Annotated in this window: 27 protein-coding genes; 13 read left to right on the top strand and 14 right to left on the bottom strand. The window is 29.3% G+C overall.

Annotated elements, in window-relative coordinates; genetic code table 11:
* The first annotated feature begins 126 nt into the window (after positions 1-126).
* The 6 genes from H9I45_RS04380 (at position 127) to H9I45_RS04355 (ending at position 5,144) form a co-directional block, all read left to right on the top strand.
* Positions 127-420 carry an EF-hand domain-containing protein gene (locus H9I45_RS04380; protein ID WP_088352855.1) on the top strand — a complete coding sequence of 98 codons (294 nt, stop codon included), beginning with the start codon at positions 127-129 and terminating at the stop codon, positions 418-420.
* 30 nt (positions 421-450) lie between these two features.
* Positions 451-1,857, top strand: a complete 1,407-nt coding sequence (locus H9I45_RS04375) for a CotH kinase family protein (protein WP_088352854.1) — start codon at positions 451-453, stop codon at positions 1,855-1,857.
* A 135-nt stretch (positions 1,858-1,992) separates the two neighbouring features.
* The gene (locus H9I45_RS04370; protein ID WP_088352853.1) at positions 1,993-2,772 is read left to right on the top strand and encodes a YHYH protein; all 780 of its coding nucleotides are present in this window, start codon (positions 1,993-1,995) and stop codon (positions 2,770-2,772) included.
* 19 nt (positions 2,773-2,791) lie between these two features.
* Entirely contained in the window at positions 2,792-3,415 is a 624-nt protein-coding gene (locus H9I45_RS04365; protein WP_088352852.1) for a toxin-antitoxin system YwqK family antitoxin, read from the top strand.
* Positions 3,384-4,076: an SCO family protein gene (locus tag H9I45_RS04360; RefSeq protein WP_088352851.1), complete on the top strand. Its 693-nt coding sequence runs from the start codon at positions 3,384-3,386 to the stop codon at positions 4,074-4,076. The genes H9I45_RS04365 and H9I45_RS04360 overlap by 32 nt, the downstream gene beginning before the upstream one ends.
* A gap of 6 nt (positions 4,077-4,082) precedes the next feature.
* The gene (locus tag H9I45_RS04355; protein ID WP_088352850.1) at positions 4,083-5,144 is read left to right on the top strand and encodes a YHYH protein; all 1,062 of its coding nucleotides are present in this window, start codon (positions 4,083-4,085) and stop codon (positions 5,142-5,144) included.
* Positions 5,145-5,206: 62 nt separating this feature from the next.
* Here H9I45_RS04355 and murB read toward each other — a convergent pair whose 3' ends face one another.
* The 11 genes from murB to H9I45_RS04300 form a co-directional block, all read right to left on the bottom strand.
* Positions 5,207-6,217 (bottom strand): UDP-N-acetylmuramate dehydrogenase, encoded by a 1,011-nt coding sequence (gene murB / locus H9I45_RS04350; RefSeq protein WP_088352849.1) that lies wholly within the window; start codon positions 6,215-6,217, stop codon positions 5,207-5,209.
* A 156-nt stretch (positions 6,218-6,373) separates the two neighbouring features.
* Complete coding sequence (locus H9I45_RS04345; protein WP_088352848.1) at positions 6,374-6,892, bottom strand: hypothetical protein; 519 nt, start codon at positions 6,890-6,892, stop codon at positions 6,374-6,376.
* A gap of 144 nt (positions 6,893-7,036) precedes the next feature.
* A complete protein-coding gene (locus tag H9I45_RS04340) occupies positions 7,037-7,477 on the bottom strand; it encodes an SMI1/KNR4 family protein (RefSeq protein ID WP_088352847.1) in 441 nt (146 codons plus the stop codon).
* Positions 7,478-7,639: 162 nt separating this feature from the next.
* Positions 7,640-8,350, bottom strand: coding sequence for a hypothetical protein (locus H9I45_RS04335; RefSeq protein WP_088352846.1), 711 nt, complete (start codon positions 8,348-8,350; stop codon positions 7,640-7,642).
* 148 nt (positions 8,351-8,498) lie between these two features.
* Positions 8,499-9,212 (bottom strand): hypothetical protein, encoded by a 714-nt coding sequence (locus tag H9I45_RS04330; protein WP_088352845.1) that lies wholly within the window; start codon positions 9,210-9,212, stop codon positions 8,499-8,501.
* 164 nt (positions 9,213-9,376) lie between these two features.
* The gene (locus H9I45_RS04325; RefSeq protein WP_176397520.1) at positions 9,377-10,087 is read right to left on the bottom strand and encodes a DMP19 family protein; all 711 of its coding nucleotides are present in this window, start codon (positions 10,085-10,087) and stop codon (positions 9,377-9,379) included.
* Positions 10,088-10,139: 52 nt separating this feature from the next.
* On the bottom strand, positions 10,140-10,991 hold the full coding sequence (locus H9I45_RS04320; protein WP_191141254.1) for an IS3 family transposase: 852 nt from the start codon (positions 10,989-10,991) through the stop codon (positions 10,140-10,142).
* Positions 10,991-11,362 (bottom strand): transposase, encoded by a 372-nt coding sequence (locus H9I45_RS04315; protein WP_088355218.1) that lies wholly within the window; start codon positions 11,360-11,362, stop codon positions 10,991-10,993. Before H9I45_RS04315 ends, H9I45_RS04320 begins: the two co-directional genes overlap by 1 nt.
* A 191-nt stretch (positions 11,363-11,553) precedes the next feature.
* Positions 11,554-12,408 (bottom strand): CPBP family intramembrane glutamic endopeptidase, encoded by an 855-nt coding sequence (locus H9I45_RS04310; protein WP_088355205.1) that lies wholly within the window; start codon positions 12,406-12,408, stop codon positions 11,554-11,556.
* Between the two features lie 187 nt (positions 12,409-12,595).
* Positions 12,596-13,195, bottom strand: coding sequence for a hypothetical protein (locus H9I45_RS04305; RefSeq protein ID WP_176397601.1), 600 nt, complete (start codon positions 13,193-13,195; stop codon positions 12,596-12,598).
* Positions 13,196-13,398: 203 nt separating this feature from the next.
* Entirely contained in the window at positions 13,399-14,589 is a 1,191-nt protein-coding gene (locus H9I45_RS04300) for a pyridoxal phosphate-dependent aminotransferase (protein ID WP_088355203.1), read from the bottom strand.
* A 155-nt stretch (positions 14,590-14,744) separates the two neighbouring features.
* Here H9I45_RS04300 and H9I45_RS04295 point away from each other — a divergent pair, with 155 nt between their 5' ends.
* A complete protein-coding gene (locus tag H9I45_RS04295) occupies positions 14,745-16,073 on the top strand; it encodes an aspartyl protease family protein (RefSeq protein ID WP_088355202.1) in 1,329 nt (442 codons plus the stop codon).
* On the opposite strand, the gene H9I45_RS04290 is transcribed toward H9I45_RS04295, so the two are convergent.
* Complete coding sequence (locus tag H9I45_RS04290; RefSeq protein ID WP_088355201.1) at positions 16,070-16,477, bottom strand: DUF1573 domain-containing protein; 408 nt, start codon at positions 16,475-16,477, stop codon at positions 16,070-16,072. The two genes, H9I45_RS04295 and H9I45_RS04290, sit on opposite strands and share 4 nt — an antisense overlap.
* 123 nt (positions 16,478-16,600) lie before the next feature.
* On the opposite strand from H9I45_RS04290, the gene H9I45_RS04285 reads away from it, so the two are divergent.
* Complete coding sequence (locus tag H9I45_RS04285; RefSeq protein WP_088355200.1) at positions 16,601-19,237, top strand: valine--tRNA ligase; 2,637 nt, start codon at positions 16,601-16,603, stop codon at positions 19,235-19,237.
* Between the two features lie 176 nt (positions 19,238-19,413).
* Complete coding sequence (locus H9I45_RS04280) at positions 19,414-20,286, top strand: OmpA/MotB family protein (RefSeq protein WP_088355199.1); 873 nt, start codon at positions 19,414-19,416, stop codon at positions 20,284-20,286.
* A 68-nt stretch (positions 20,287-20,354) separates the two neighbouring features.
* Here H9I45_RS04280 and H9I45_RS04275 read toward each other — a convergent pair whose 3' ends face one another.
* Positions 20,355-20,804, bottom strand: a complete 450-nt coding sequence (locus tag H9I45_RS04275) for a hypothetical protein (RefSeq protein ID WP_088355198.1) — start codon at positions 20,802-20,804, stop codon at positions 20,355-20,357.
* Between the two features lie 167 nt (positions 20,805-20,971).
* Positions 20,972-21,139, bottom strand: a complete 168-nt coding sequence (locus H9I45_RS04270; RefSeq protein WP_140422778.1) for a lmo0937 family membrane protein — start codon at positions 21,137-21,139, stop codon at positions 20,972-20,974.
* 101 nt (positions 21,140-21,240) lie between these two features.
* On the opposite strand from H9I45_RS04270, the gene kdsB reads away from it, so the two are divergent.
* The 4 genes from kdsB (at position 21,241) to H9I45_RS04250 (ending at position 23,294) form a co-directional block, all read left to right on the top strand.
* The gene (gene kdsB, locus H9I45_RS04265; RefSeq protein WP_088355197.1) at positions 21,241-21,972 is read left to right on the top strand and encodes a 3-deoxy-manno-octulosonate cytidylyltransferase; all 732 of its coding nucleotides are present in this window, start codon (positions 21,241-21,243) and stop codon (positions 21,970-21,972) included.
* Positions 21,973-21,983: 11 nt separating this feature from the next.
* Positions 21,984-22,676, top strand: a complete 693-nt coding sequence (locus H9I45_RS04260; protein WP_088355212.1) for an HAD family hydrolase — start codon at positions 21,984-21,986, stop codon at positions 22,674-22,676.
* A 39-nt stretch (positions 22,677-22,715) separates the two neighbouring features.
* Positions 22,716-22,976, top strand: coding sequence for a hypothetical protein (locus H9I45_RS04255; RefSeq protein ID WP_088355196.1), 261 nt, complete (start codon positions 22,716-22,718; stop codon positions 22,974-22,976).
* A gap of 123 nt (positions 22,977-23,099) precedes the next feature.
* A complete protein-coding gene (locus H9I45_RS04250; RefSeq protein ID WP_088355211.1) occupies positions 23,100-23,294 on the top strand; it encodes a hypothetical protein in 195 nt (64 codons plus the stop codon).
* The last annotated feature ends 1 nt before the right edge of the window (position 23,295 follow it).

Genomic DNA, 23,295 nt, shown 5'->3' with positions numbered 1-23,295 from the left:
TTCTAACAAGAAATAAGGTTTTTTGTTAAAGTAAAGTTAAAGGAGATTTTATGAAACAAGTTTTTTTAAAAGCTTGCATCTAAACTCTTATAAACTAAAAAACAATTTTAAAAAAATAAATTATTTATGAAACGTAACACAATTATTTTAGGAGCATTAATAGCTGTATCAAGTATAATTATTTCTTGCAAATCTTCAGAAGAAACTTCAAAAGGAAAAAGAGGAGGAGAAAGAAAAAGTATCTCTGCAATCTTTTCTGAAATGGATGCAAATAAAGATGGAAAATTATCTAAAAATGAAGCAAAAGGACCTTTAGCTAAAGATTTTACTAAAATAGACTCTAATAATGATGGTTTCATTTCTAAAGAAGAATTAGAAAATGCACCAAAACCAGAAAGAAATAGAAGACCTAGAAACTAAAAATAGATGTATCAACTAAAAATAAACACAATGAAAAATTTAAAAAACATATTATTTTCATCATTAATAATATTAATTATATTCTCTTGTTCTAAAGATGAAATTATTGACGAAATAGGAGAAGAGGAAGAAGAAATTGTAATTGACGACACAGATTTCGAAGCAACAGATTGGACAACAGAAACACATAGTAAAGATGCAGATCCTAATTTCGATGAAGTTTTCGAAGACAATGCAGTAAAAAGATTAGATTTAGTAATTACAGCTGCTAGATGGCAAAGTATGTTGGATGATATGACTGCAACTTATGGAACTTTTGGTTCTGGTGGAGGACAAGGAGGATTAGTAGATTCTGATGAAAACCCAATTTTTGTTCCAGGAGAAGTTTTTTATGAAGGTAAAGAATGGTACAGAGTTGGTTTGCGTTTTAAAGGAAACTCAAGTTTACAATCGAGTTGGAAAAGCGGTATTTTAAAACTGTCTTTTAAATTAGATTTTGATGAATTTGAAGATGATTATCCACAGATTAAGAATCAACGTTTTTACGGATTTAAGAAATTAAGTTTAAAAAACAATTACGAAGATAAATCCATGTTGAGAGAAAAAGTGGCTACTGATGTATTTAGAAATGCAGGTTTAGCCGCTTCTCATACAGCATTTTATAAGGTTTATGTAGATCATGGAGATGGACCAAAATATTTCGGATTATATACTTTAGTGGAAGAAGTAGATGATACTGTTATAGACACACAATTTTCTGATGATAATGGAAATTTATACAAGCCAGATGGAGATGCAGCAAGTTTTGCAGCAGGAACTTTTAATGAAAGTGAATATGAAAAGAAAACAAATGAAGATGAAGCAGATTTTATGGATGTTTCTAATTTGTTATCTGTTTTACATGATGGTACAAGAACTACAGACGCTGCAACTTGGCGAACAAGTTTAGAGGCTGTTTTAGATACAGATGTTTTTCTAAAATATTTAGCAGTAAATACAGTCATACAAAATTGGGATACTTATGGAAGAATGACGCACAATTATTTTTTATATAATAACCCAGAAAACAGTAAATTAACTTGGATTCCTTGGGATAATAATGAAGCTTTACAAACAGGTAAACAAGGAGGTTCGCATGCTTTAAATTTTTCTGGATTAAATGCAAGTCAGTGGCCATTGATTGGTTATTTGTACCAAGATGAAGTTTACAAAGAAAAATATGATGCCTACGTAAAAGAAACAATTGAAGGCGCATTTAATGAAACTACAATACAATCTTTATATACTTCTTATGCAGTATTAATTGAATCTGCTGCAACATCAGAAGTTGCTGGTTATACATTTTTAAGAAATAGTTCAGACTTTCAAACGGCTGTAAATCAGTTAAAGTCTCATGTTAGTTCAAGAAAAACGTCTGTAGAAAATTATTTAAAATAATGTTTGAATTTGGTTAGTTGATTGAGAGCTTCGTGAGAAATTGCGGAGCTTTTTTAAAAAAAAATATAACTGGCGCAAGTTATTTTAAAATTTAGCATCTAAATACATATATTAATAATTAAAAAATATAACAACATGAAAAACAATTTATTAAAAAAAATAGTATTTGCATTATTTTTTGTTCCAATTATATATTCTTGTAGTTCTTCAGATTCAGAAACTGAAGTCGTAGATGAAGAAGAGATAGGAATAACAGAATTAAGTAGTGCTTTTGAAGCATTTAACTCAGATGCAGTTACAGTTACATTATCTGATGATGGAACAGAAATAGATATCGAAACAACAGGTTTTCCAAACCATAAATCTATTTATTGGGAAACAACAAATGCGCTTTATGAAGATGAGCCAAATGTTAAAAAAACAACTCAAGATACTTATATAGGTGGAGGAAGAGGAGAAGCATCAAGCTTTACTGTAGATGCAACACCAAACTTAACAGGTAACACAGTTGCAACAGAATTAGGTACTATTGGTATTGCAGTAAGTGGATCTGCCATTTTTAACGATCAAGAAGGGTCAGGTGATTTAGATGGTGCAGCAGCGAGTTTAGATTGGGCTGGGGCTCATAAAGGTCCAGGAGTATATCACTATCATTTAGAACCTAGACCATTTTCTAACGATGACGATAAGTTAGTAGGTATTTTGCTAGATGGTGTTTTTATTTATGGAAGAAAGTGTAGTACAACAGGAACGTATCCAGCAGATTTAGATGCTTCTGGAGGTCATACAACCACTACAATATATGATACTACTCCTATTTATCATTATCATATTATTAATGAAGTTTATCCTGCTGCTAATTATGCTTATGAACCAGCATATGTTCTTTTTGCTGGACCATTTCAAGGATATTAAAATTTAGAAGTTAGAAAGTATGAAATCAATTCTTTTTTTTATCGTTTTTTCTTTTTCAATTATTGGTTGTAAAAAAAATATATCAAACAAAACTGCAGATATATCAATTACTAAAGAACAGCCTATTGTTATAGATACTGTTGAAGTGTTTAAAAAAGAATTGATTCTCAATGGAAATAAAGGAAAATGGTATTACAAAGGAAAACCATTTAACGGTTATTCTTTAAAATTTTATCCAAATGGAGTTTTAGAAGAAAAGTGGGGTTTTTACAATGGCAAAAGAGAAGGTATTGCAAAACGCTGGACTAGAAACGAAAAACTTCAAGTTGAATCGTACTATAAAAACAATCGTTTAGTTGGTGCTTATAAAACTTGGTGGGAGAATGGTGTTTTATCAAGCGAATCTTTTTACGAAAACGGATTGAAACAAGGCGTTGAAAAAGAATGGTTTTCTAACGGACAACTGTCTAAATTAAGAAAATTTGTAGACGGAAAAGAAAATGGTTTTCAAAAAGCTTGGTTAGAAAATGGAAAATTATATGTTAATTACGAAGCTAAAAATGGACGTATTTTTGGTATGAGAAGAGCAAATTCATGTTATAAATTAGAAGATGAAACTATTATCAGAAGGAAAAAATTATAGAATTTTATTGCTGTTTTTACTGGTAATTACAATAAATTGTAAGAAACAGATAAAAAAAGAGAATAGTAAAGTTGTTGAAACTAGCAGGGTCGAGTATTTGCCTTTTTATAAAGACGAATCTTTTACTCCTCAATGGTTAAAACCTGGTAGCAAGGAAGAAAAGGAGTTTCATAAAATTCCAGATTTTAAGTTAATTAATCAATTAGGAGACACAGTAACTCAAAAAATATTTGAAGGTAAAATATATGTAACCGATTTCTTTTTTGCCACTTGCCCAGGAATTTGTCCAAAAATGACAGAGAACATGTTCGATGTTCAAGAAGCATTTAAGAACGATTCAGAAGTTTTAATTTTATCTCATTCTGTAACTCCAAGTATAGATAATGTTCCAGTTCTTAAAAATTATGCTGTAAATAATGGCATAATAGATAATAAATGGCATTTAGTTACTGGCGACAAGCAAGAAATTTATAATTTAGGTAGAAACCATTATTTTGTAGAAAATGATTTAGGAGAAGAAAAAAGTATCGACGATTTTTTACACACAGAAAACTTTTTACTGATTGATAAGAATAAACATATTAGAGGAATTTACAATGGTTTAAGAAAAAGTTCAGTAAGACAGTTAATTACTGATATTGAAGCTCTAAAAAAGGAATAAAATAAAATGATAAATAGATTTTTAATATTTACAATCGTTGGATTTTTATTTTTGGGCTGTAAAAGCAACAGTCATTCTCACACTCATAAAGATGGAACTGCTAATCATGCACATAAAGAAGAAAGTTATTTTGGTTCTTACAATTTAGAAGATAAAAATTTTGGAACAAAAACAATTGTAACAGTTACAGATACTGAAAGAAAAATAGTTACAAACGCCTTACCAAATCATAAAACAGGTGATTTTCCAAGAAAAGGAAATCCGAATACAATTTCTGCACAAAAAAGAACGTATTCCTTACCAGTAAATCCAAAATATACAGGAAAACCAACTTGGGTTAGAGAACCAGGAGTTGCTTTAAATGGCGTGAAATTTGAACCTGGCACTGCAGAAGTTGTGGTTTGTGAAACTGGCGAAAACTACAGAGTAGAAGCTTTTCAAGATATTATAGATTTAGGTTTAGATTTTAACAATGCACATGTGCAACCAACAGGAGCGTATCATTATCATGGAACGCCAACTGAAGTTATTACCAAGTTCGATTCTGGTAAAGATTTGGTTCATATTGGTTTTGCAAACGATGGTTTTCCTATTTATTACTCTAAAAGTAGTGCTTATAAACCGAGTTATAAATTGTTAGACGGAAATCGTGAAGGTGAAGATTGCACGTATACAAATCCGAAGCAAACATTAGATATTTCTGTAGGTGGACATCATGATGGTTCTTATGGTTCAGATTTTGAATATGTTGCTAATTCTGGCGATTTAGATGAATGTAATGGAATTACAGTCGATGGAAAATACATGTACATTGTTACCAATGAATTTCCTTATGTAAGTCGTTGTTTAATGGGACAAGTTGCTCAAGAGAAAAGAAGAGGTGGAGGAGAAAGAAGAGGAGATTTAATAACACAAATGGATACAAATAAAGATGGGAAATTATCTAAAAGTGAAATTAAAGGACCTTTAAAAGAACAATTTTCTAAAATTGATTTGAATGGAGATGGTTTTATTTCGAAAGAAGAATTACAAAAAGTACCAAGAACAAATAGAGGAAATAGAAGATAATAAATTGAGTTTGATTTAAATTAAGTAAAAGTCTCGTTAAATATATTTTGATGAGGCTTTTTTTATGCGATTACATTTACTTCAATTTCCAAAGAAATTTTAAATTTCTCTAAAACTGTTTTTTGAATTTTTTTCGCAAGCTGATAAATTTCTTCTCCAGAAGCATTTCCATAATTTACTAAAACCAAGGCTTGTTTTTCATGAACACCAGCATCACCAAAACGTTTTCCTTTAAATCCACTTTGTTCTACCAACCAACCAGCAGGAACTTTAATTTCAGTTTCAGAAACTGTGTAACTTGGTACATTTGGGTTTTGTTTCTGAAGCTCTAAAAATTGTTTTTTAGAAATCACAGGGTTTTTAAAGAAACTACCACTATTTCCAATTTCTTTTGGGTCTGGAAGTTTAGATTTTCTGATGGTGATTACAGCATCAGAAACATCTTTTAAAGTCGGTTTTGTAATATTTTTTGAAGCTAATTCAGTTTCAATAGCTCCATAAGAAGTATTTAATTGATGATTTTTTTTCGTTAATTTAAAACTAACCGCAGTTAAAATTACTTTCCCTTTTAATTGATTTTTAAAAATTGAATTTCGATACCCAAACTCGCAATCCTCATTCGAATAAGTAACTCGTTTACCAGTTTCAATTTCAATCGCTTCCACTTTTGTAATTGTATCTTTTACTTCAACTCCATAAGCACCAATATTCTGAATTGGGCATGTACCAACATTACCAGGAATTAAAGATAAATTCTCAATTCCGCCATAATTTTCAGCAATACAAAAAAGGACAAAATCGTGCCAGTTTTCACCAGCATTTACAGTAATATAGACAAAATTTTCATCTTCATTATCAATAGAAATTCCTTTCATATCAACATGAACAACCAATTTTTCAATATCTTTTGTCAATAACATATTACTTCCACCAGAAATTAAAAATAGGTTTTTTTCAACTTTTAACAATTGTTGTAAATCGTAATAAGAAGTAATAGAAACAAAACGTTTGGCATTTGTAGAAATACCAAACGTGTTGTAATTTTTAAGCGATATGTTTTGTTGAATGGTCATTTAAAAAATGCTTGAAATATAACTATTTTTTATTGATTTAATTTTATTTAAAACTAAAGTTTTAAATAAAATATGAATCGAGAGAATTCAATTGGAATTTATGAAGTTGTTTAATAGATCAATTTGTTATATACGTGTGTTGGCAAATCGTATTTTTTATTCAGATTTAGTTTTTTCTTTATACTCTGAATATTTATCAATCCATTTCGCAAAAATAATTATTCCGTCAAATTTATTTTCAGAGTTTGTGTAGACTCGAATTTCGGCAATATTTTCTGTTTTTGAAAAGGTTGCTTTATATCGAAAAAATTTATTTCCAGTTTTGTTAGTTAGAATTTCCGATATTTTTATTTCTAATAATTTTCCATAAGCGGAATTGTAACTATCACAAGTTTCGATAACCTTACTTTTATCAGTTTTCCACAATTTCACTAATCTTTGAGTAGCATTTTCTGTTGTGAGTTCAGGGAATTCATAAGTGTCACAATTCGTAAATGTTTGATATGCAAAATCGTATGCTAATTTCTTTTCAATTTCAGCAACTGTGTCAATCGCTAATTTGGTCTTTTTTGATTCATTAGGTTTTAATTCAGATTCAGTTTTTGCTTTTTGAGCATAACAACTATAAGTTAAACTAAAGACTAGACTTAATAATATGTAATTGTGTTTTGTCATATGTTTGCCAATGGTTTTGTATAAGAATAGTGCAGTTTTGTGTGCGAGGATTTTTCGCAGGAAAATCAGATGTAACAAAAGCGCACGAACTCTTGATTAAGCACTAAACTACGCATTATTTTTATACGATGTTGTTCATAGTTTTTATACGATAAATTTCGATTTTATTTTATTCCAGAATGAGCTTTTTTCAACGTAAAGTTTATTAATTGATTCAGCTATTTTTTCTGTTTTTCTTGTTTCGTGATTCCAGAAATACAGTTCGTCAGAAAGATTTCTATTTCCATTATGAGTCAATATTAATTTATTCCCAAAACCGTCTGCACCAATTGCTATTCCATTTTCAGGAAATCCATTCCATTCACGAGCATTTTTTGTTTCAAGTCCGATATGATTACAAGTCCGACTTATTCTCTTTCGGTCTGATTTATCAAAAAAAGGATGTAGTTCAAATTCAAATTCTCTCGAAATTAATAATTCTCCGCCATTTAATTTTATCATTCGATTTTTAAATTCAGTAGGGAATTTTACATTCAATTCAGATTCAGTTTCTTCGATATATTTTTTGTAGATTGGAAATGGCATTTTGAGTTTCGGTTAAATTATGCACAACATTGTTGTGTAAGTAAAGTTGCGGGTTTAAGTACTAAAATTAGTAAATAAAACACAAACCAAGAAAATCCGGGAGGATTTTCGTAAGTAGGCGAGTACTAGCCATTAATTTTATACGGTGTTACAAAACGTTTTTTATTTCTTTTCAGTATAATCACAATCATTGTTAATTACAATTTTTTTATCAGTTTTCCAATAGTTTATCAATTCCTCTTTTGAATCTAACTGTCCATAATAATCTATAAAATACTTTTGCTGAAAAATTCCGTTAGGCAAATTACCTTCTTTTTTCCACTCCTCATAGGCTGTTGAGAAATTTAAAATAGGTAAATGAAATGAAGTTCCTTTATCTAAAATGTAATATTCAGTTCCAAGTTTTTTTCTTTTTACCTTTTTGGGTTTAATTGATTCCAATTTGTACATCCAGAAAGTTTTTTCGCTAATCACAGTATCATTTAGTTTGAAAAAGTCATAATTTTTAGTTTGATATTTGAATGGATTCTCATATCTAGACACATTTTTGCAGTCAATATTTATAAATTCTGCTTTGTTTAAATCCGATTTTAAAAATGTAACATTAGAATATATTCCATTCTCATCCTTAAAAATCATTTTGTAGTTTAAGCTATCCAGTTCAGTTATTACAGCACTATAATTGTTTTTCTTTGAGTTCGTTAAATAATATTTTTTTATAGTTTTATCTTCTTTTCTGAATTTCCGATTTTTAATTTTAATAGAATCTTTATAAAAAGTTATTTCATATTCTAATAAGTAATCAAATTCATATTGTTTTTGCGAAAAGCAGTACGTTGAAATTAATAGAAATGTTGTTATTAATAGTTTCATCAAATGTTTTGTAACGTTGTTGTATAAGAAAAGTTGCGTGGTTAAAGTACTAAAATTAGCAAATAATTACTGAAAGGAAAATCCGCGAGGATTTTCGAAAGTAGGCAAGAAGCTAGCAATTGAATATACACGTTGTTACCTGTAGTTTTTATTCCAGTTTCATTTTTTTAATTCCCATTACTTTTACCCATTCTTTCACTTCAAGTGGTTTCCATTCAGGGTCTGTAAAAGTTTTATAGAAATATTTATATAATTCATTATCTAAAAATATTAGTGAGCCATCATTTCCTCCACTAATTAGATAAATTCTCTCTTCTATATTTTGTTTTTCTAATTCCTCATTCAATATTTCAGCAAGTCTTTGAACTGCTTCACCCCAGCCATAACCTTTAAAGTTTTTAAAGATTATGTACTCAGTCTCATTTACAGTTATTCTATGATTCAACCATTCATTTTTGCTGTCCCATTCCTCAAAGTGATTTCCAATTTTTAATTTAAATCCAATTTTTTCAAAAGTTCCACTAAACTCATTCAACATTTCTTTAAAGCCACCCTGTTCAAAAACGTTTTCACCATCGCAAAAATAGTATCTGTAATCAAGAGGTAAATTTGTCTCATCGTCCCAAACTCCACCCCAAGAACCTTCAGAGTCAAAACTTTCCAAATGATTTTTCTTTAATTTTTCAATGTCTTTTTCATTAGCATACTTAAAGTAATCTAATGATTCTATGGTCTTAAGAAATTCCTTAGCAGAAGTTTTCTCCTTTCTTAAAGTATTTAAATTTTTTAATGGATTTCCATTCTCTTTATTTGCAATATAAATTGCTATTCCAATTACTAAAATGCTTATTAAAATTTTCATTTCGTCTTTTTCAGAGAATTACAGGTAACGTTGTTGTATATGGTTTGTTGCGTTTTTCAGCAACTAATTTAGTAAACAAAAACGAACGCAAGAAAATTCCGAAGGAATTTTCCAAATAGGCAACGACCAAAGCAATTAATTATACACGTTGTTGTGGGTAGTTTTTATTCAGTTCTATAAAATTTATTCCGATTCTCTTTTACGTAATTAGTCAAGTTTTGCTGATATGTCTTGACAAAATTTTCCTCATAAAAGTAATCTTCTATTTTTTCTGCTGAAGGAAGTTCTTTATAACCATCTGCAAATGCTTGCGCTCTTTTATACCAATCACTTTTATCGTTTTGAAACTTTGAATATAATTCCTGAATTGTATTAAAATTCCCAAAATATTCTTTTAAGACTATTTCGTAATCTTTTGCCAATTTAGACATTTCGATTTCTTTCATTCCTTGTAAAGCAATTATTGGCAAATCTGGATTATTAAATAAAAACTGGTAAACTCCACCATTATTTACTTGAGATTCAAAATTTATAAGTGTGAAATAAATTCGCTGTTCTTTTGTCAATTCATTCAGAAAATCAGCGTGCGTTTGATTCATTTCCCAATATTTGTTTGTAGAGTATACTTCGTTGCAAACTTTTTCGCAAATGTCATAATGTGCATTGTCATAAATGTCCCATTCTTTATCATTCCATTTTTGCTCAATTTCGGAAATCCAATTTTCGGGTAATAAGGGAAGATGTTCAGTAGATTCAGTTTGAGATTCAAGTCGAACAAATTCAGTCATTTCATTGTTAACTTTATTCGATTTATTTTTCAAAACGAAAAATCCGACGACTAAAATTAAGACTACAATTATGATTCCTGTTTTCATTGGGTTTTTCATATGTCTTGTCCTGAAATATGGCTACAGGTTAAAATTGAATTTACGCTGATAATTTATATACCATATTAGGTGTTTTATAATCTAAAGATAAGTGTAATCTTATTTCGTTGTATAAATTAATTGCATTTTTTGCGGCTCTCTTAGCGTGAGCCACATTATCAAAGGTTTGGTCTAAGTAAAATTCATCTTTCAAAATTCCATTTACACGTTCTGCCATAGCGTTTTCGTAACAATGATTTTCTTCGGTCATACTAATATCTATCTTTTTTCTTTTAAGTATTTGTGTGTATACATTGCTACAATATTGTATTCCTCTGTCTGAATGATGAATAAGGTGTTTAATGTTTTTAGCTTGATAAATCGCCTTATTAAGCGCTCTCACACAACCTTTTAATTCCAAGCTATCACTAAGGTCATAACCCACTATTTTTCTAGAATGCATATTAGTTATTAAAGCCAAGTAACAAAACCCTTTTACGGTTCTAATATAAGTTATATCACTAACCCAAACCTGGTTAGCTCTAGTAACTTCTAAGTCTTTTATAATGTTCTTATATTTATAAAAACGATGATAAGAGTTAGTTGTTATAGCACTGGTTTTTCTTCTAAGTGTTAGCATTTGGTGTTTTCTAAGAACATTAAATAGTGTGTCTCTACCAACTTTAATATTGGCTTTAATAAAATCTGTATTTAACGATTTTACAAGTTTTCTTACGCCTTCTCTAGGAAGGGATTTGCGTCTTTTTCGAACTATATTTATAATTTGTTGTTCTAGTTTTAAACGGTTATCAGCTCTAGATTTGTATTTATAATACGCATCACGTTTAAGTCCAAAACAGTGTGTTATAGTGGTTAAAGAAACAAATCCCTTAGATTTTTCTTTAGCTTTAATTAAGGCTTTATACTTAACTTTTTTTTTAGTTCAGCAATAGATTTGTAACCGAGATCTTCTGCAGCTACTTCTAGATAGGATTCTTCTACCATAGCATCGAGATCCTTTTTAAGTAACAGTTTTTTAAGTTGTTCTATTTCTTTTTGAAGTGCTTTAATTCTAGATATTTCGTCTTTAGTTTCCACTTTTACTCTGGTGTTCATTAAGTCTTTGCGATTGTACTTTCTAATCCACTCATTAACGGTTGTAGGAGCAATAGAGTAGAGTTTACAAAGTTCGCTCTTTGTGTGTTTTCCGATTGTAAGTTCGGCTAAAATTTTTAATTTAAAAGGTTCACTGTAACGTCTAATTACTTTGTCATTTCTATACATAATGTTTAAAATTATGTAGCCTTTATTCAGGACGGGTCATAATTAGAGGTAACGTGTTTGTATATGGTTTGTTGCGTGGTTTAGCACGTAATTTAGCAAATAAAAACCGAATAGAAAATCCGCGAGGATTTTCGTAAGTAGGCTAGAACTAGCAATAAATTATATACGGTGTTAGGCGCTGTGTTTTTTATTTATAATTTTTCTTTAATTGCTTTTCTCCAAAAGTAAATTCCAAAAACGCAAGTCACAGTTGCAAACATAATTCCGTTTTCACCTAGCCAATGTTCCGTTCCTTCATTTTTAATGGTTAACTCAGGTAATATTTTTTGAATATATACATTGCTTACTGCGTGAAAAATTACTGCTGGCCATAGGCTTTTAGACTTAAAAGTGTAGTAAGTCATAATGAATGACATTGAAACAATAACAACATAAAATGTTGTCAATTCCAAGATTACATTTTCACCATAATACACAATTAATGGCCAATGCCAAGTTGCCCAAATAATTCCACTAAAAATGGAAACACCAGTAAAGGAAAGAACTTTTCTTAATTCATAAATGAAAAAACCTCTCCATCCAATCTCTTCCCCTAAAGTTGTTGCAGCTGCTCTTATGACTTCAATAGTTCCTAATAAGATAATAGCTATGATTGCAATCGATGTTGGATTTAAAGTTCCAATTCCAATCAAACCAAGTTCTTTTCCCCAATCTGTAATTGCATTTCCATTAGTCAAACTTCCAAAGCCAAAAACCCAAATGAGTATATAAGTGATTAAGCCATACAAAGCAGGAATAAAATAAGAAAGTCGAATATATTTCCAATTTCCCCAATTCCAATTTAGTGAAGAAATGGGGCGTTTTTTTAGTTTTAGCGTAATTATGGCAGCTATTGCAGGACACCACATTAAGCTTCCAATATATATTCGTGAAGGGTATAAATTAACTATGGCATAATGGAATAGAGAACTTATAACTGTAACAATGGCGAGGAAAAGAAAGATTGTATTCCAAGTTTTTTTTCGTTCCGTTAAATTTTCTTGCATTTAGTTTTCTGATTGGTTTGTTAATGGAAGACGATGAGTTCGTAGTTTTGTTACATTGCGCCTAACGTTTATGTATAAGAAAAGTTGCGTGTTTGTGTGCGAGGATTTTCCGAAGGAAAATCAGAAGCAAGCAAGCAAAGCAACGACCTTTATACAAGCCTAAAGTAGCAATTTTTTTTATACGGTGTTACCCAACGTTTTTTATTTCTATTTTATAAGTCAAAACCTCTTTTCCAGTATCACAATTCAATTCCAAGGTTTTATCTTTCGTTTCTACTATTTCCCAATTTACAGAAGGAATATTTTTTTCCAAAACTTGCACTTCACGATTGTCAATTCCGATAAAAATCAGATTTGTATTTGGTTTTTTAGTCGTATTCCATTGTTGAAGTAAAATTCCATTAGAATAAGTAAAAAACCAATCTCCAAACAACTTATTCTCTAAAAATTCAATTTTCGGTTCGCTCTTCAAATTCAGATATGCTGGTCCAAATCTGATTTCACTAACATATTTTTGATAAATACTTATTCCGTTAAAGTTTGTGAAAATATTCCATTGCTCGATATTAGACGATTCAATTTCTAATTCTAATTCAGTTTCTGATTTAGAAAATAGTCTTTGAAAAAAAGCAAATATTCCAACAAACACCATTATTATAATTCCAACAATCAAAATTATTGGAAAAAGAATGATTACTAAAACATTCATTATTCCACTCAAAATTCGGTTGCCTTCTATCGGCTTTTTTATTTTGTCAATGAGTTGAATGTTAATCTGTCGTAGCATTTTTGGTAAATGTTGGGTAACGTCCGCGAATATGGAAAGTGCCCTTTTTCGGGCATTTTTTATATTCGCAGTTGTGTGCAGTAAATATAGGAATTAGCTTTCTAATTTCATATTTATGTAGTCAGATTAACGCTACAATATTTCACCAAACTTAATAGATGTTATTTTATTTCTATTTTTAATTAGGTAGTTATTTTAAAAAACTAATTTTTATATTGTTTTAAAGCTTCTGCCAAAATTTTAACAGAACGTTTTAAATCATTTTCATTTAAAACATAAGCCATTCTTATTTGGTTTTTTCCTTCACCTGGAGTAGAATAAAATCCACTTGCAGGAGCAACCATAACTGTTTCGTTATTCAAATTAAAATCTTCTAATAACCATTGTGCAAAAGCATCAGAATCTTTAACAGGTAATTCTGCTACACAGTAAAAAGCACCTTTTGGGTTGGCAACTTTTACGCCGTCGATTTTTTTCAATTCTGCAATTAATGTATTTCTTCGAGAAACATATTCCTCGATAACATCGTCGAAATAAGATTGTGGTGTGTCTAAAGCGGCTTCACTTGCAATTAATGCATATGTTGGTGGACTTAATCTTGCTTGTGCAAATTTAATAGCCGTTTTTACAAAAGTTTCATTTTTAGAAACAATACAACCAATTCTTGCACCACACATACTGTAACGCTTCGAAACAGAATCGATTACAATTGCATGTTGGTCTAAACCTTCTAAAGATAAAACAGAAGTATGTTTTAAGCCATCGTAAGCAAATTCTCTATACACTTCATCTGCAATTAAATAAAGGTCGTGTTTTAAAACAATCTTTTTTAATTTTTCGATTTCCTCTTCAGAATATAGATATCCTGTTGGGTTTCCTGGATTACAAATTAAAATTGCTTTGGTTTTATTAGTAATTAACTTCTCGAAATCTTCAATTTTTGGCAAAGCAAAATTATCTTCAATTTTAGAAATTACAGGTACAACTGTTACACCAGAAGCTGTAGAAAAACCATTATAATTTGCATAAAATGGTTCTGGAATAATAATTTCATCTCCTGGATCTGTAATACTTCCAATCGTAAAAAGTAATGCTTCAGAACCACCAGTAGTTACAATAATATTATCTGCAGTTACAGGAATATTATTATTTACATAATACTTTGCTAATTTTGTTCTGTATTCTTCTGAACCTTCAGAACGTGCATAGGAAAGTGTTTCTATGGTGTTGTTTTTAACAGCATCTAAAGCAACTTGAGGTGTTTTAATATCTGGCTGACCAATATTTAAATGAAAAACTTTTACTCCTCTTTTTTTAGCATTTTCTGCATATGGCACCAATTTTCTAATTGGTGACTCTGGCATTTGTATTCCTTTTTTAGATATTGATGGCATATTATTTTTTTTCTAAATTTAACTATGCAAATTTGCGAAATATATTTTACAACAAAGAACGTTCTACTAGAAACTTATTGGTTAAAAGTTTGGTAAAAACGGAAATAAATAAAAGTTAATTTGTATTTTTAGGAAAGTCGAAAAACAATTACTTCTTGAAAAAAAGAATCCTTTTTATTTTAATACTAACTATTTTAGTTTCTAAAAACTATGGTCAAAATGGATTCCGTTTTTTAAATGCAATCGATAAAAAAGAAAGAATAAAATTTAGGTTAATTAATAATTTAATTATTATTCCTATCGAAATTAATGGGAAGGAACTTTCTTTTATTTTAGATACTGGTGTAAATAAAACTATTATTTTTAATTTATCTGAAAACGATAGTATTGGCTTATTAAATCCCAAAAAAATAGCCTTAAGAGGTTTAGGTGCTGGCAAACCTGTAGATGCTTTAATTTCTAAAAACAACAAACTATCCTTAAAAAGAATTGTAGGTTTTAATGAAACTATATATGTTATTCTAAAAGATTATTTTGATTTATCCAGTAAAATGGGCACAACAATTCATGGTATTATTGGGTACAATTTATTGAAGAATTTTATCATAAAAATTAATTATAGAACAAAAACATTAAATTTTTATAATGTGGAAAATTATACTTATAAGAAGTGTAGAAAATGTGAAGTTTTACCTCTTGAGTTTTACCGAAAAAAACCATTTGTTAATGTAAAAGTTCAGTTAGATACTATTGGAGAAAAATTGACTGATGTAAAGTTATTAATTGATTCTGGAGGAAGTGATGCACTTTGGCTTTTTGAACATACTAAAGAAAATATTATAACTCCTAAACGTTATTTCAATGATATTTTAGGAGAGGGGTTAAGTGGTTCTATCTATGGTAATAGAAGTAGGATACCTAAATTAGTAATTGGGAATTTTAAATTACAAGAACCAACTGTTTCTTTTTTAGATACAGTTTCAACCAAGAACGCAAGAAAATTCAAACAAAGAAATGGAAGTATTGGAGGTTATGTACTAAAACGATTTAAAGTTTGGTTAGATTATCCAAACAAGCAAATAATGTTTAAAAAAAATGGTTCGTTTACGCATGGATTTAATTATAACATGAGTGGTTTAGAAGTTATATATAATGGAAAACAATTAGTTAAAGAACACTCAATTAAAGAGAATCAAAATAATAATATTAGTGGAAACAATACAGTTTCTTTTGTGTCTAGTTATTCTTATAGGTTTAAACCTTCATTTAAAATTAGAAATGTTGTAAAAGGTTCACCTGCATTTAAGGCTGGTTTAAATGCAGAAGATATTCTTGTTAAAATTAACGGAAAACCGGCTCATAATTACACCTTAAACAATATTATAAATGAGTTTCAGGAAAGGGAAAATAAAATAATTAGAATTACAGTAGATAGAAAAGGCGTACTTTTAAAATTCGAATTCAGATTAGAAAAAAGAGTTTAACTGTCTTTAGACAATAAACTTTTTTCTTTCTCTAAAGAAATTTCTTTTGCAACAAAACCTTTAATTTTTACATGTTTCGTAGGTTTTTTAGCATTTGAGAAAATAGTAATTTGTTTAGAAAAACCTCCTGGTCTTTTTGTATCGTAAGAAACTTTTATTTCTCCTTTTTCTCCAGGCATAATTGGTTGTTCTGGTTTTTTTGGAACTGTACAACCGCAAGAAGATTGAATGTTTTTTATAATTAAAGGAGCATCACCAATATTTGTAAAAACAAAAGTACGCTCGCCATTAGAGCCTTTAGCTATTTTTCCATAATCGATTGTTTCTTTTTCGAATTTAAATTCTTGAGAATTAATTGAAAATGTAATAAAAAGTGCGATTACTAAAGTTCCGAATGTTTTCATAACTAAAATTTTATAGTGTAAAATTAAGACTAATAATTTGTTTTAAAAAATCAACTACTAATTTTCTCTTCATAATAGATAATTGTATTTTTGCCAACTATATATCAAAAATTATTCCAAAGTATGACAATTCCATCTAAATATGATGCAAGCCAAGTAGAAGACAAATGGTACGATTACTGGATGAAAAATAATTATTTTCATTCAACGCCAGATGAAAGAGAGCCTTACACCATTGTAATTCCGCCACCAAACGTAACTGGAGTTTTACATATGGGACACATGTTGAATAATACCATACAAGATGTGTTAATTAGACGTGCACGTTTATTAGGTAAAAATGCTTGTTGGGTTCCTGGAACAGATCATGCATCTATTGCAACAGAAGCAAAAGTAGTTGCCAAATTAAAAGAGCAAGGAATTAGCAAAAGCGATTTAACAAGAGAAGAGTTTTTGCAACATGCTTTCGATTGGAAAGATGAATATGGAGGAATCATTTTAGATCAATTAAAAAAGTTAGGTGCTTCTTGCGATTGGGAAAGAACTGCTTTTACAATGGATCCAGAAATGTCTGAATCTGTAATTAAAGTTTTTGTTGATTTATATAACAAAGGCCTAATTTATAGAGGATACAGAATGGTAAACTGGGATCCTGAAGCAAAAACTACACTTTCAGATGAAGAAGTAATTCACGAAGAAAGACAAGGAAACTTGTACTATTTAGAATATAAAATTGAAGGTTCAGACGATACTTTAACAATTGCTACAACAAGACCAGAAACTATTTTTGGAGATACTGCAATTTGTATCAACCCAAATGACGAGCGTTTTACACATTTAAAAGGAAAGAAAGCAATTGTACCCTTATGTGGTAGAATTATTCCAATAATTGAAGATGAATATGTAGATGTAGAGTTTGGTACAGGTTGTTTAAAAGTAACGCCTGCACATGATGAAAATGATAAAAATTTAGGAGATAAGCATAAATTAGAAGTAATAGATATTTTTAATGATGATGCTTCTTTAAATTCATTCGGATTACATTATCAAGGAAAAGATAGATTTGTAGTAAGAAAAGAAATATCAAAAGAATTAGAAGAAAAAGGCTTTTTAGTGAAGACTGAAGTTCATACTAATAAAGTAGGAACATCAGAAAGAACAAAGGCAGTTATAGAACCAAGATTATCTGATCAATGGTTTTTAAAGATGAAAGATCTTGCGCAACCTGCAATTGATGCAGTTTTGGGTGAAGATGCTGAAATCAATTTATATCCAAAAAAGTTCGAAAACACATATCGTCATTGGATGGAAAATGTGCGTGATTGGAATATTTCTCGTCAACTTTGGTGGGGACAACAAATTCCTGCTTATTTCTATGGAGATGGAAAAGAAGATTTTGTTGTTGCAGAAAATATTGAGGAAGCACTTTTGCTTGCAAAAGAAAAAACTTCAAACTCCCACCTTCAAACTTCCGACTTAACTCAAGATGAAGATGCATTAGATACTTGGTTTTCTTCTTGGTTATGGCCAATGTCTGTTTTCGACGGAATTAGAAATCCAGAAAACGAAGAAATTAAATATTATTATCCAACAAACGATTTAGTTACAGGTCCAGATATTTTATTTTTCTGGGTGGCAAGAATGATTGTTGCAGGATATGAATATAAAGATGAAAAACCTTTTAACAATGTGTATTTAACTGGTTTAGTTAGAGATAAACAAAGACGAAAAATGTCTAAGTCTTTAGGAAATTCGCCAGATGCACTAGGTTTAATTAAAGATTATGGAGCAGATGGAGTAAGAGTTGGGTTGTTGTTAAGTTCTGCAGCTGGAAACGATTTAATGTTCGACGAAGATTTATGTCAGCAAGGAAAAGGATTTGCTAACAAAATTTGGAATGCTTTCCGTTTGATAAAAGGTTGGGAAGTAGATGCTAGTTTACCACAACCAGAAACTTCTAAAATAGGTTTACAATGGTATGAAGCGAAGTTTCAAAAAGCGTTAGCAGAAATTGAAGATCATTTTTCTAAATATAGATTATCAGACGCTTTAATGGCAATTTATAAATTGATAAATGACGATTTTTCTTCTTGGTTATTAGAAATTGTAAAACCAGCATATCAACAACCAATAGATAAAACAACGTTTGATGCAATTATTGAAGTTTTAGAAAATAACTTGAAAGTATTGCACCCATTTATGCCATTTTTAACAGAAGAAATTTGGCAATATATTGCAGATAGATCTGCAGAAGAAGCGTTAATTATTGCAAAATATCCAATAATTAAAGATTTTAATGAGGATATTATTACAGAATTTGAATTTGCAACAGATGTAGTTTCTGGAATTAGAACCATTAGAAAAGATAAAAATATTTCTTTTAAAGATGCAGTTGAATTATTTGTAATAGATAATGATAAATCGTCTAAATATTTTGATGCTGTTATTCAGAAATTAACAAACACTTCAACTATTAATTATGTTGCAGAAAAAGTAGAAGGTGCTTCATTTAGAGTAAAATCTAACGAATATTTTGTACCAATTTCTATTGAAAATATAGATGTAGAAGCAGAAATAGAAAAATTATCTGGAGAGTTAAAAAGAGCACAAGGCTTTTTAATAGGTATTCAAAAGAAATTATCTAACGAACGTTTTGTGTCTAATGCTCCAGAAAAAGTTTTGGAATTAGAACGTAAAAAAGAAGCAGATACTTTAGCGAAAATCGAAACTATTATTGGGAGTTTAAATTCTTTAAAATAAGTTTTTAATTCAAATTTAGATATATAAAATCCTTTAGATTTCATAGTCTAAAGGATTTTTTGTTTAATTTAACAAAATATGTTAAAAAGCTCTAAAATTGGAAGTATAAATAGTGAGAATTAGAATATCAATCTTTTTTTAGCGTTATATATTCAACTATTAAAATAATTAAAAAGATGAAAAAAGTATTTATTCCAATTACAATGGTTGCCATATTAGCAACCTCTTGTGTTTCAAAAAAGAAATATACTAAGTTAGAGAGTCAATATGTTAATACGAAAGGTAATCTTCAAAAAACAACTTTAGAAAAAGAAGCTTTAGAAGCAAAATTTGCAAAAATAGAGAAACGTGTAGATCGATTTAACTCAAAAATAAATTCTCTACAAAGCGACAATGTTACCTTAAAAAATCAAAACGATATTAAGCTAGACATGGTTGGTAACACAGCAGTAATTTCTAATAAAACCAGAGAACAAATGAGAAAAACTTTGGCGAAAGTAGATCCTACTAAATTAGCTCAAGCAAAAACTTTAAAAGATTCTTTAAACTTAGCAGTTTCTTATAATTTATTAAATTCTGTTGGTCTTTCCGATATTAGAAATTCCGAAGATGTAGATATTGATATTGACCAAACTGTGGTAATGATTTCTGTTTCAGATAAATTATTATTTAATACAGCAAGTTACAGAGTTAAAAAAAGTGCTTACAAATTAATTACACAATTGGCAGATATTATTGAATCTGAACCAAGTATGGATGTGATGATTGAAGGTCATACAGATTCTAGAACTATAAATAATGCTGTTGTAGAAGACAATTGGGATTTAAGTGTAAAAAGAGCAACTTCAATTGTAAGACTTTTACAAAACAAATTTAAAATAGATGGTAGTAGATTAATAGCTTCTGGTAGAGGAGATACGATGCCTTTGGTTGAAAATACAAGTAATGAAAATAGAGCTAAAAATAGAAGAACAAGAATTGTAATTCTACCTAATTTAGATAAGTTTTTCGCTTTGTTGGCAGATGATGGTGTAATTGAGAAAAACTAAATTTTTATAACATATTCAACAATAAAAATAGCTCCCAATTGGGAGCTATTTTTATCTATTTTATTTTTTTATTTCTGTAATTCTTCTTTATCGTGATTTTTATAAAATTGCATAATAATAAAAGCGCCAATAACAGAGGAAGCCATTCCCTCGATAAGTAAAGTAAGTACAATTTCAGCTAGCGATAAATCTCCACCAATTAGAAAAGAATTGTTCATAACAGTTAAAAATTCTGGGTTTATATACTTTACATAAATTACAATACCAATTATAGAAAGAATAACTGCAGCTGCAGCAGTTTGTATTCCTATTCCTAAATTTGATGGATAATTGGTTTCCTTGTTTTCAAAAATATTTGTTTTAATGGCTTGTCTAATACCAATAAGTACAAACAATAAATTAAAAAATCGTAAATATGGATTTTCTTCCAAACCTAATAGTTTACTTATAAAGAAGAATCCTCCAATTAATATGGTTATTAATAATGCGTATTTTGTAGTAATTTTACCTGATGACATAATGTTTATTTTTTAGAGTTAATATTTAATTAAAACAAAAAAAAACGGATATGAGATTTTATTATAATTAATTGATAAAGTGTATCAACTATTTATGATTATTTATTTTAATTAAAGATGAAAAACCGAATGCTATACTCGGTTTTTCAATATTTTTCACTTACAAACTATAGTGGCTTTCTACCAGATATAATGTTGTATAAGATTACAACAATTGCAATTACTAATAAAATATGAATTAAACTACCAGTTGCGATTCCTGGAACAACTCCTAAGAATCCTAAAGCCCAAATTATAATACAAACGACGGCTACAAGCCATAATAAACTTCTCATAATAATAAATTTTTTTGTTCATCTCAAAATTATAAAAATACCAAGGCGAATATTAACTCTATTCATTTAAATATTATCTTTGATGCATCTAAAAGATAGTCATGAAAATAATTGCAATGATTCCTGCACGTTACAGTGCATCTCGTTTTCCAGGTAAATTAATGAAAGATTTAGGAGGTAAATCTGTAATTTTAAGAACTTACGAAGCAGCATTAAATACAAACTTGTTTAGCGAAGTTTATGTGGTTACAGATTCAGAAATTATAAGAGAAAATATTTCTAATGCTGGTGGAAATGTAATTATGAGCCAGAAAGAACACGAATGTGGTTCTGATAGAATTGCAGAAGCTGTAGAAAATATAGAGGCAGATATTGTTATTAACGTTCAAGGAGATGAACCTTTTATAGATGAGGTTTCACTTTCTAAGTTGATAGACGTATTTAAAGAAGATGTTAAAAATGAAGTCGATTTAGCATCCTTAAAAGTGCAAATTACTAATAAAGTAGATATCGAAAACCCAAATAATGTAAAAGTAATTACAGATGTAAATAATCTGGCGATTTACTTTTCACGAAGTGTAATTCCTTATCATAGAGACACAGAAATAGATGTAAAATATTACAAACATAAAGGAGTTTACGCTTTTAGGAAACAAGCTTTGTTAGATTTCTATAAAACACCAATGACGCCTTTAGAAGCTGCAGAAAAGATTGAAGCAATTCGTTATCAAGAAATTGGTAAAAAAATTAAAATGGTAGAAACTTCTGTGGAAGCTGTTGGTATTGATACTCCAGAAGATTTAGAAAAAGCGAAAAAATATTTAAACTTATAAATTTGGACAAAATTCCTGAAAATATAAAAGTAATTGCTTTTGATGCAGATGACACTTTGTGGGTAAACGAAACCTACTTTAGAGAAGCAGAAGAGGAGTTTGCCCAATTACTTTCTAAATACGAAACTAAAAATAAGATAGATCAAGAGCTTTTTAAGACCGAAATTAAAAATTTAATCCATTATGGTTATGGAGTAAAAGGGTTTGTACTTTCTATGGTAGAATGCGCTTTAGAGCTTTCTAACTATAAAATTCCACAACAAACTATCGAGAAAATTTTAAACATCGGAAAAGAAATGCTCGAAAAACCTATCGAACTCCTACCAGGAATTGAAAACGTTTTAGAATCTCTGCAAGGTAAATATAAATTAATTGTTGCTACAAAAGGCGATTTGTTAGATCAAGAAAGAAAGTTAGAGAAATCGAACTTGTTAAAATACTTCCATCATATAGAAGTGATGAGCGATAAAAAGGAAAAAGATTATAAAAAACTAATTGGGCATTTAGACATAAAACCAGAAGATTTTTTAATGATTGGAAACTCTTTAAAGTCCGACGTTTTACCATTAATAGCGATTGGTGCTTCTGCAATTCATATTCCATTTCATACAACTTGGGTTCACGAAGAAGTTTCCCAAAAAGAACAAGATAATGTAGAATATGCTACTTTAACAAATATCAACGAAGTTTTATCGCTCATTTAAATAAATACCCTAAATTTGTAGCAATAAAAATAAAATGACATGGCAAGTATAAAAAACTTAAAAAAAGATATTAACTATACATTAGGAGATATTATAGGATACGTTTCAGAAAAAATGCATGCAAATGCAGATAAAAAGAAAGCGGAAGCAATTATCGACGAAACAATTGAAGCTTTTGATGTATTAATTGGAAAGATTAATGCAAAAGGTATAGAGAATAAAAAAGCACACTTAAAAGAAGTAAATGCTGAGTTAGAAACTAAGGCAACTGCTTTAATTGAAAAAGCAAACAAATTGTAACATTAACATTTTGTAAACATTATTTAACAGCCATCAATTTTTGAATTGATGGTTTTTTTGCTTAAATTTGGAAAGAGTTATACGAAATGGATTACTAATTACGTTATAATTAAAATTACAACTATGGCAAGAGCAATGTTTGAGTACACTAAAACTGTTTTAAAAAAAGTAAGTTTCAATTCAGACTTATTTTGTAAAGAGTTAGAAAAAGCCCTAAACAGATTATTACCATATGAAATTGAAGAATTAACAATTTGGGTAAAACAATTTACAGCAAACAAACCAGAACTATATGTTTGTATGACATTAATGAGATAAA

The sequence above is a fragment of the Polaribacter haliotis genome, assembly GCF_014784055.1.
GTDB classification, from domain to species: domain Bacteria; phylum Bacteroidota; class Bacteroidia; order Flavobacteriales; family Flavobacteriaceae; genus Polaribacter; species Polaribacter haliotis.
Note: the sequence above shows the minus strand (reverse complement) of the source record. Positions and strands in the feature narration are given on the sequence as shown.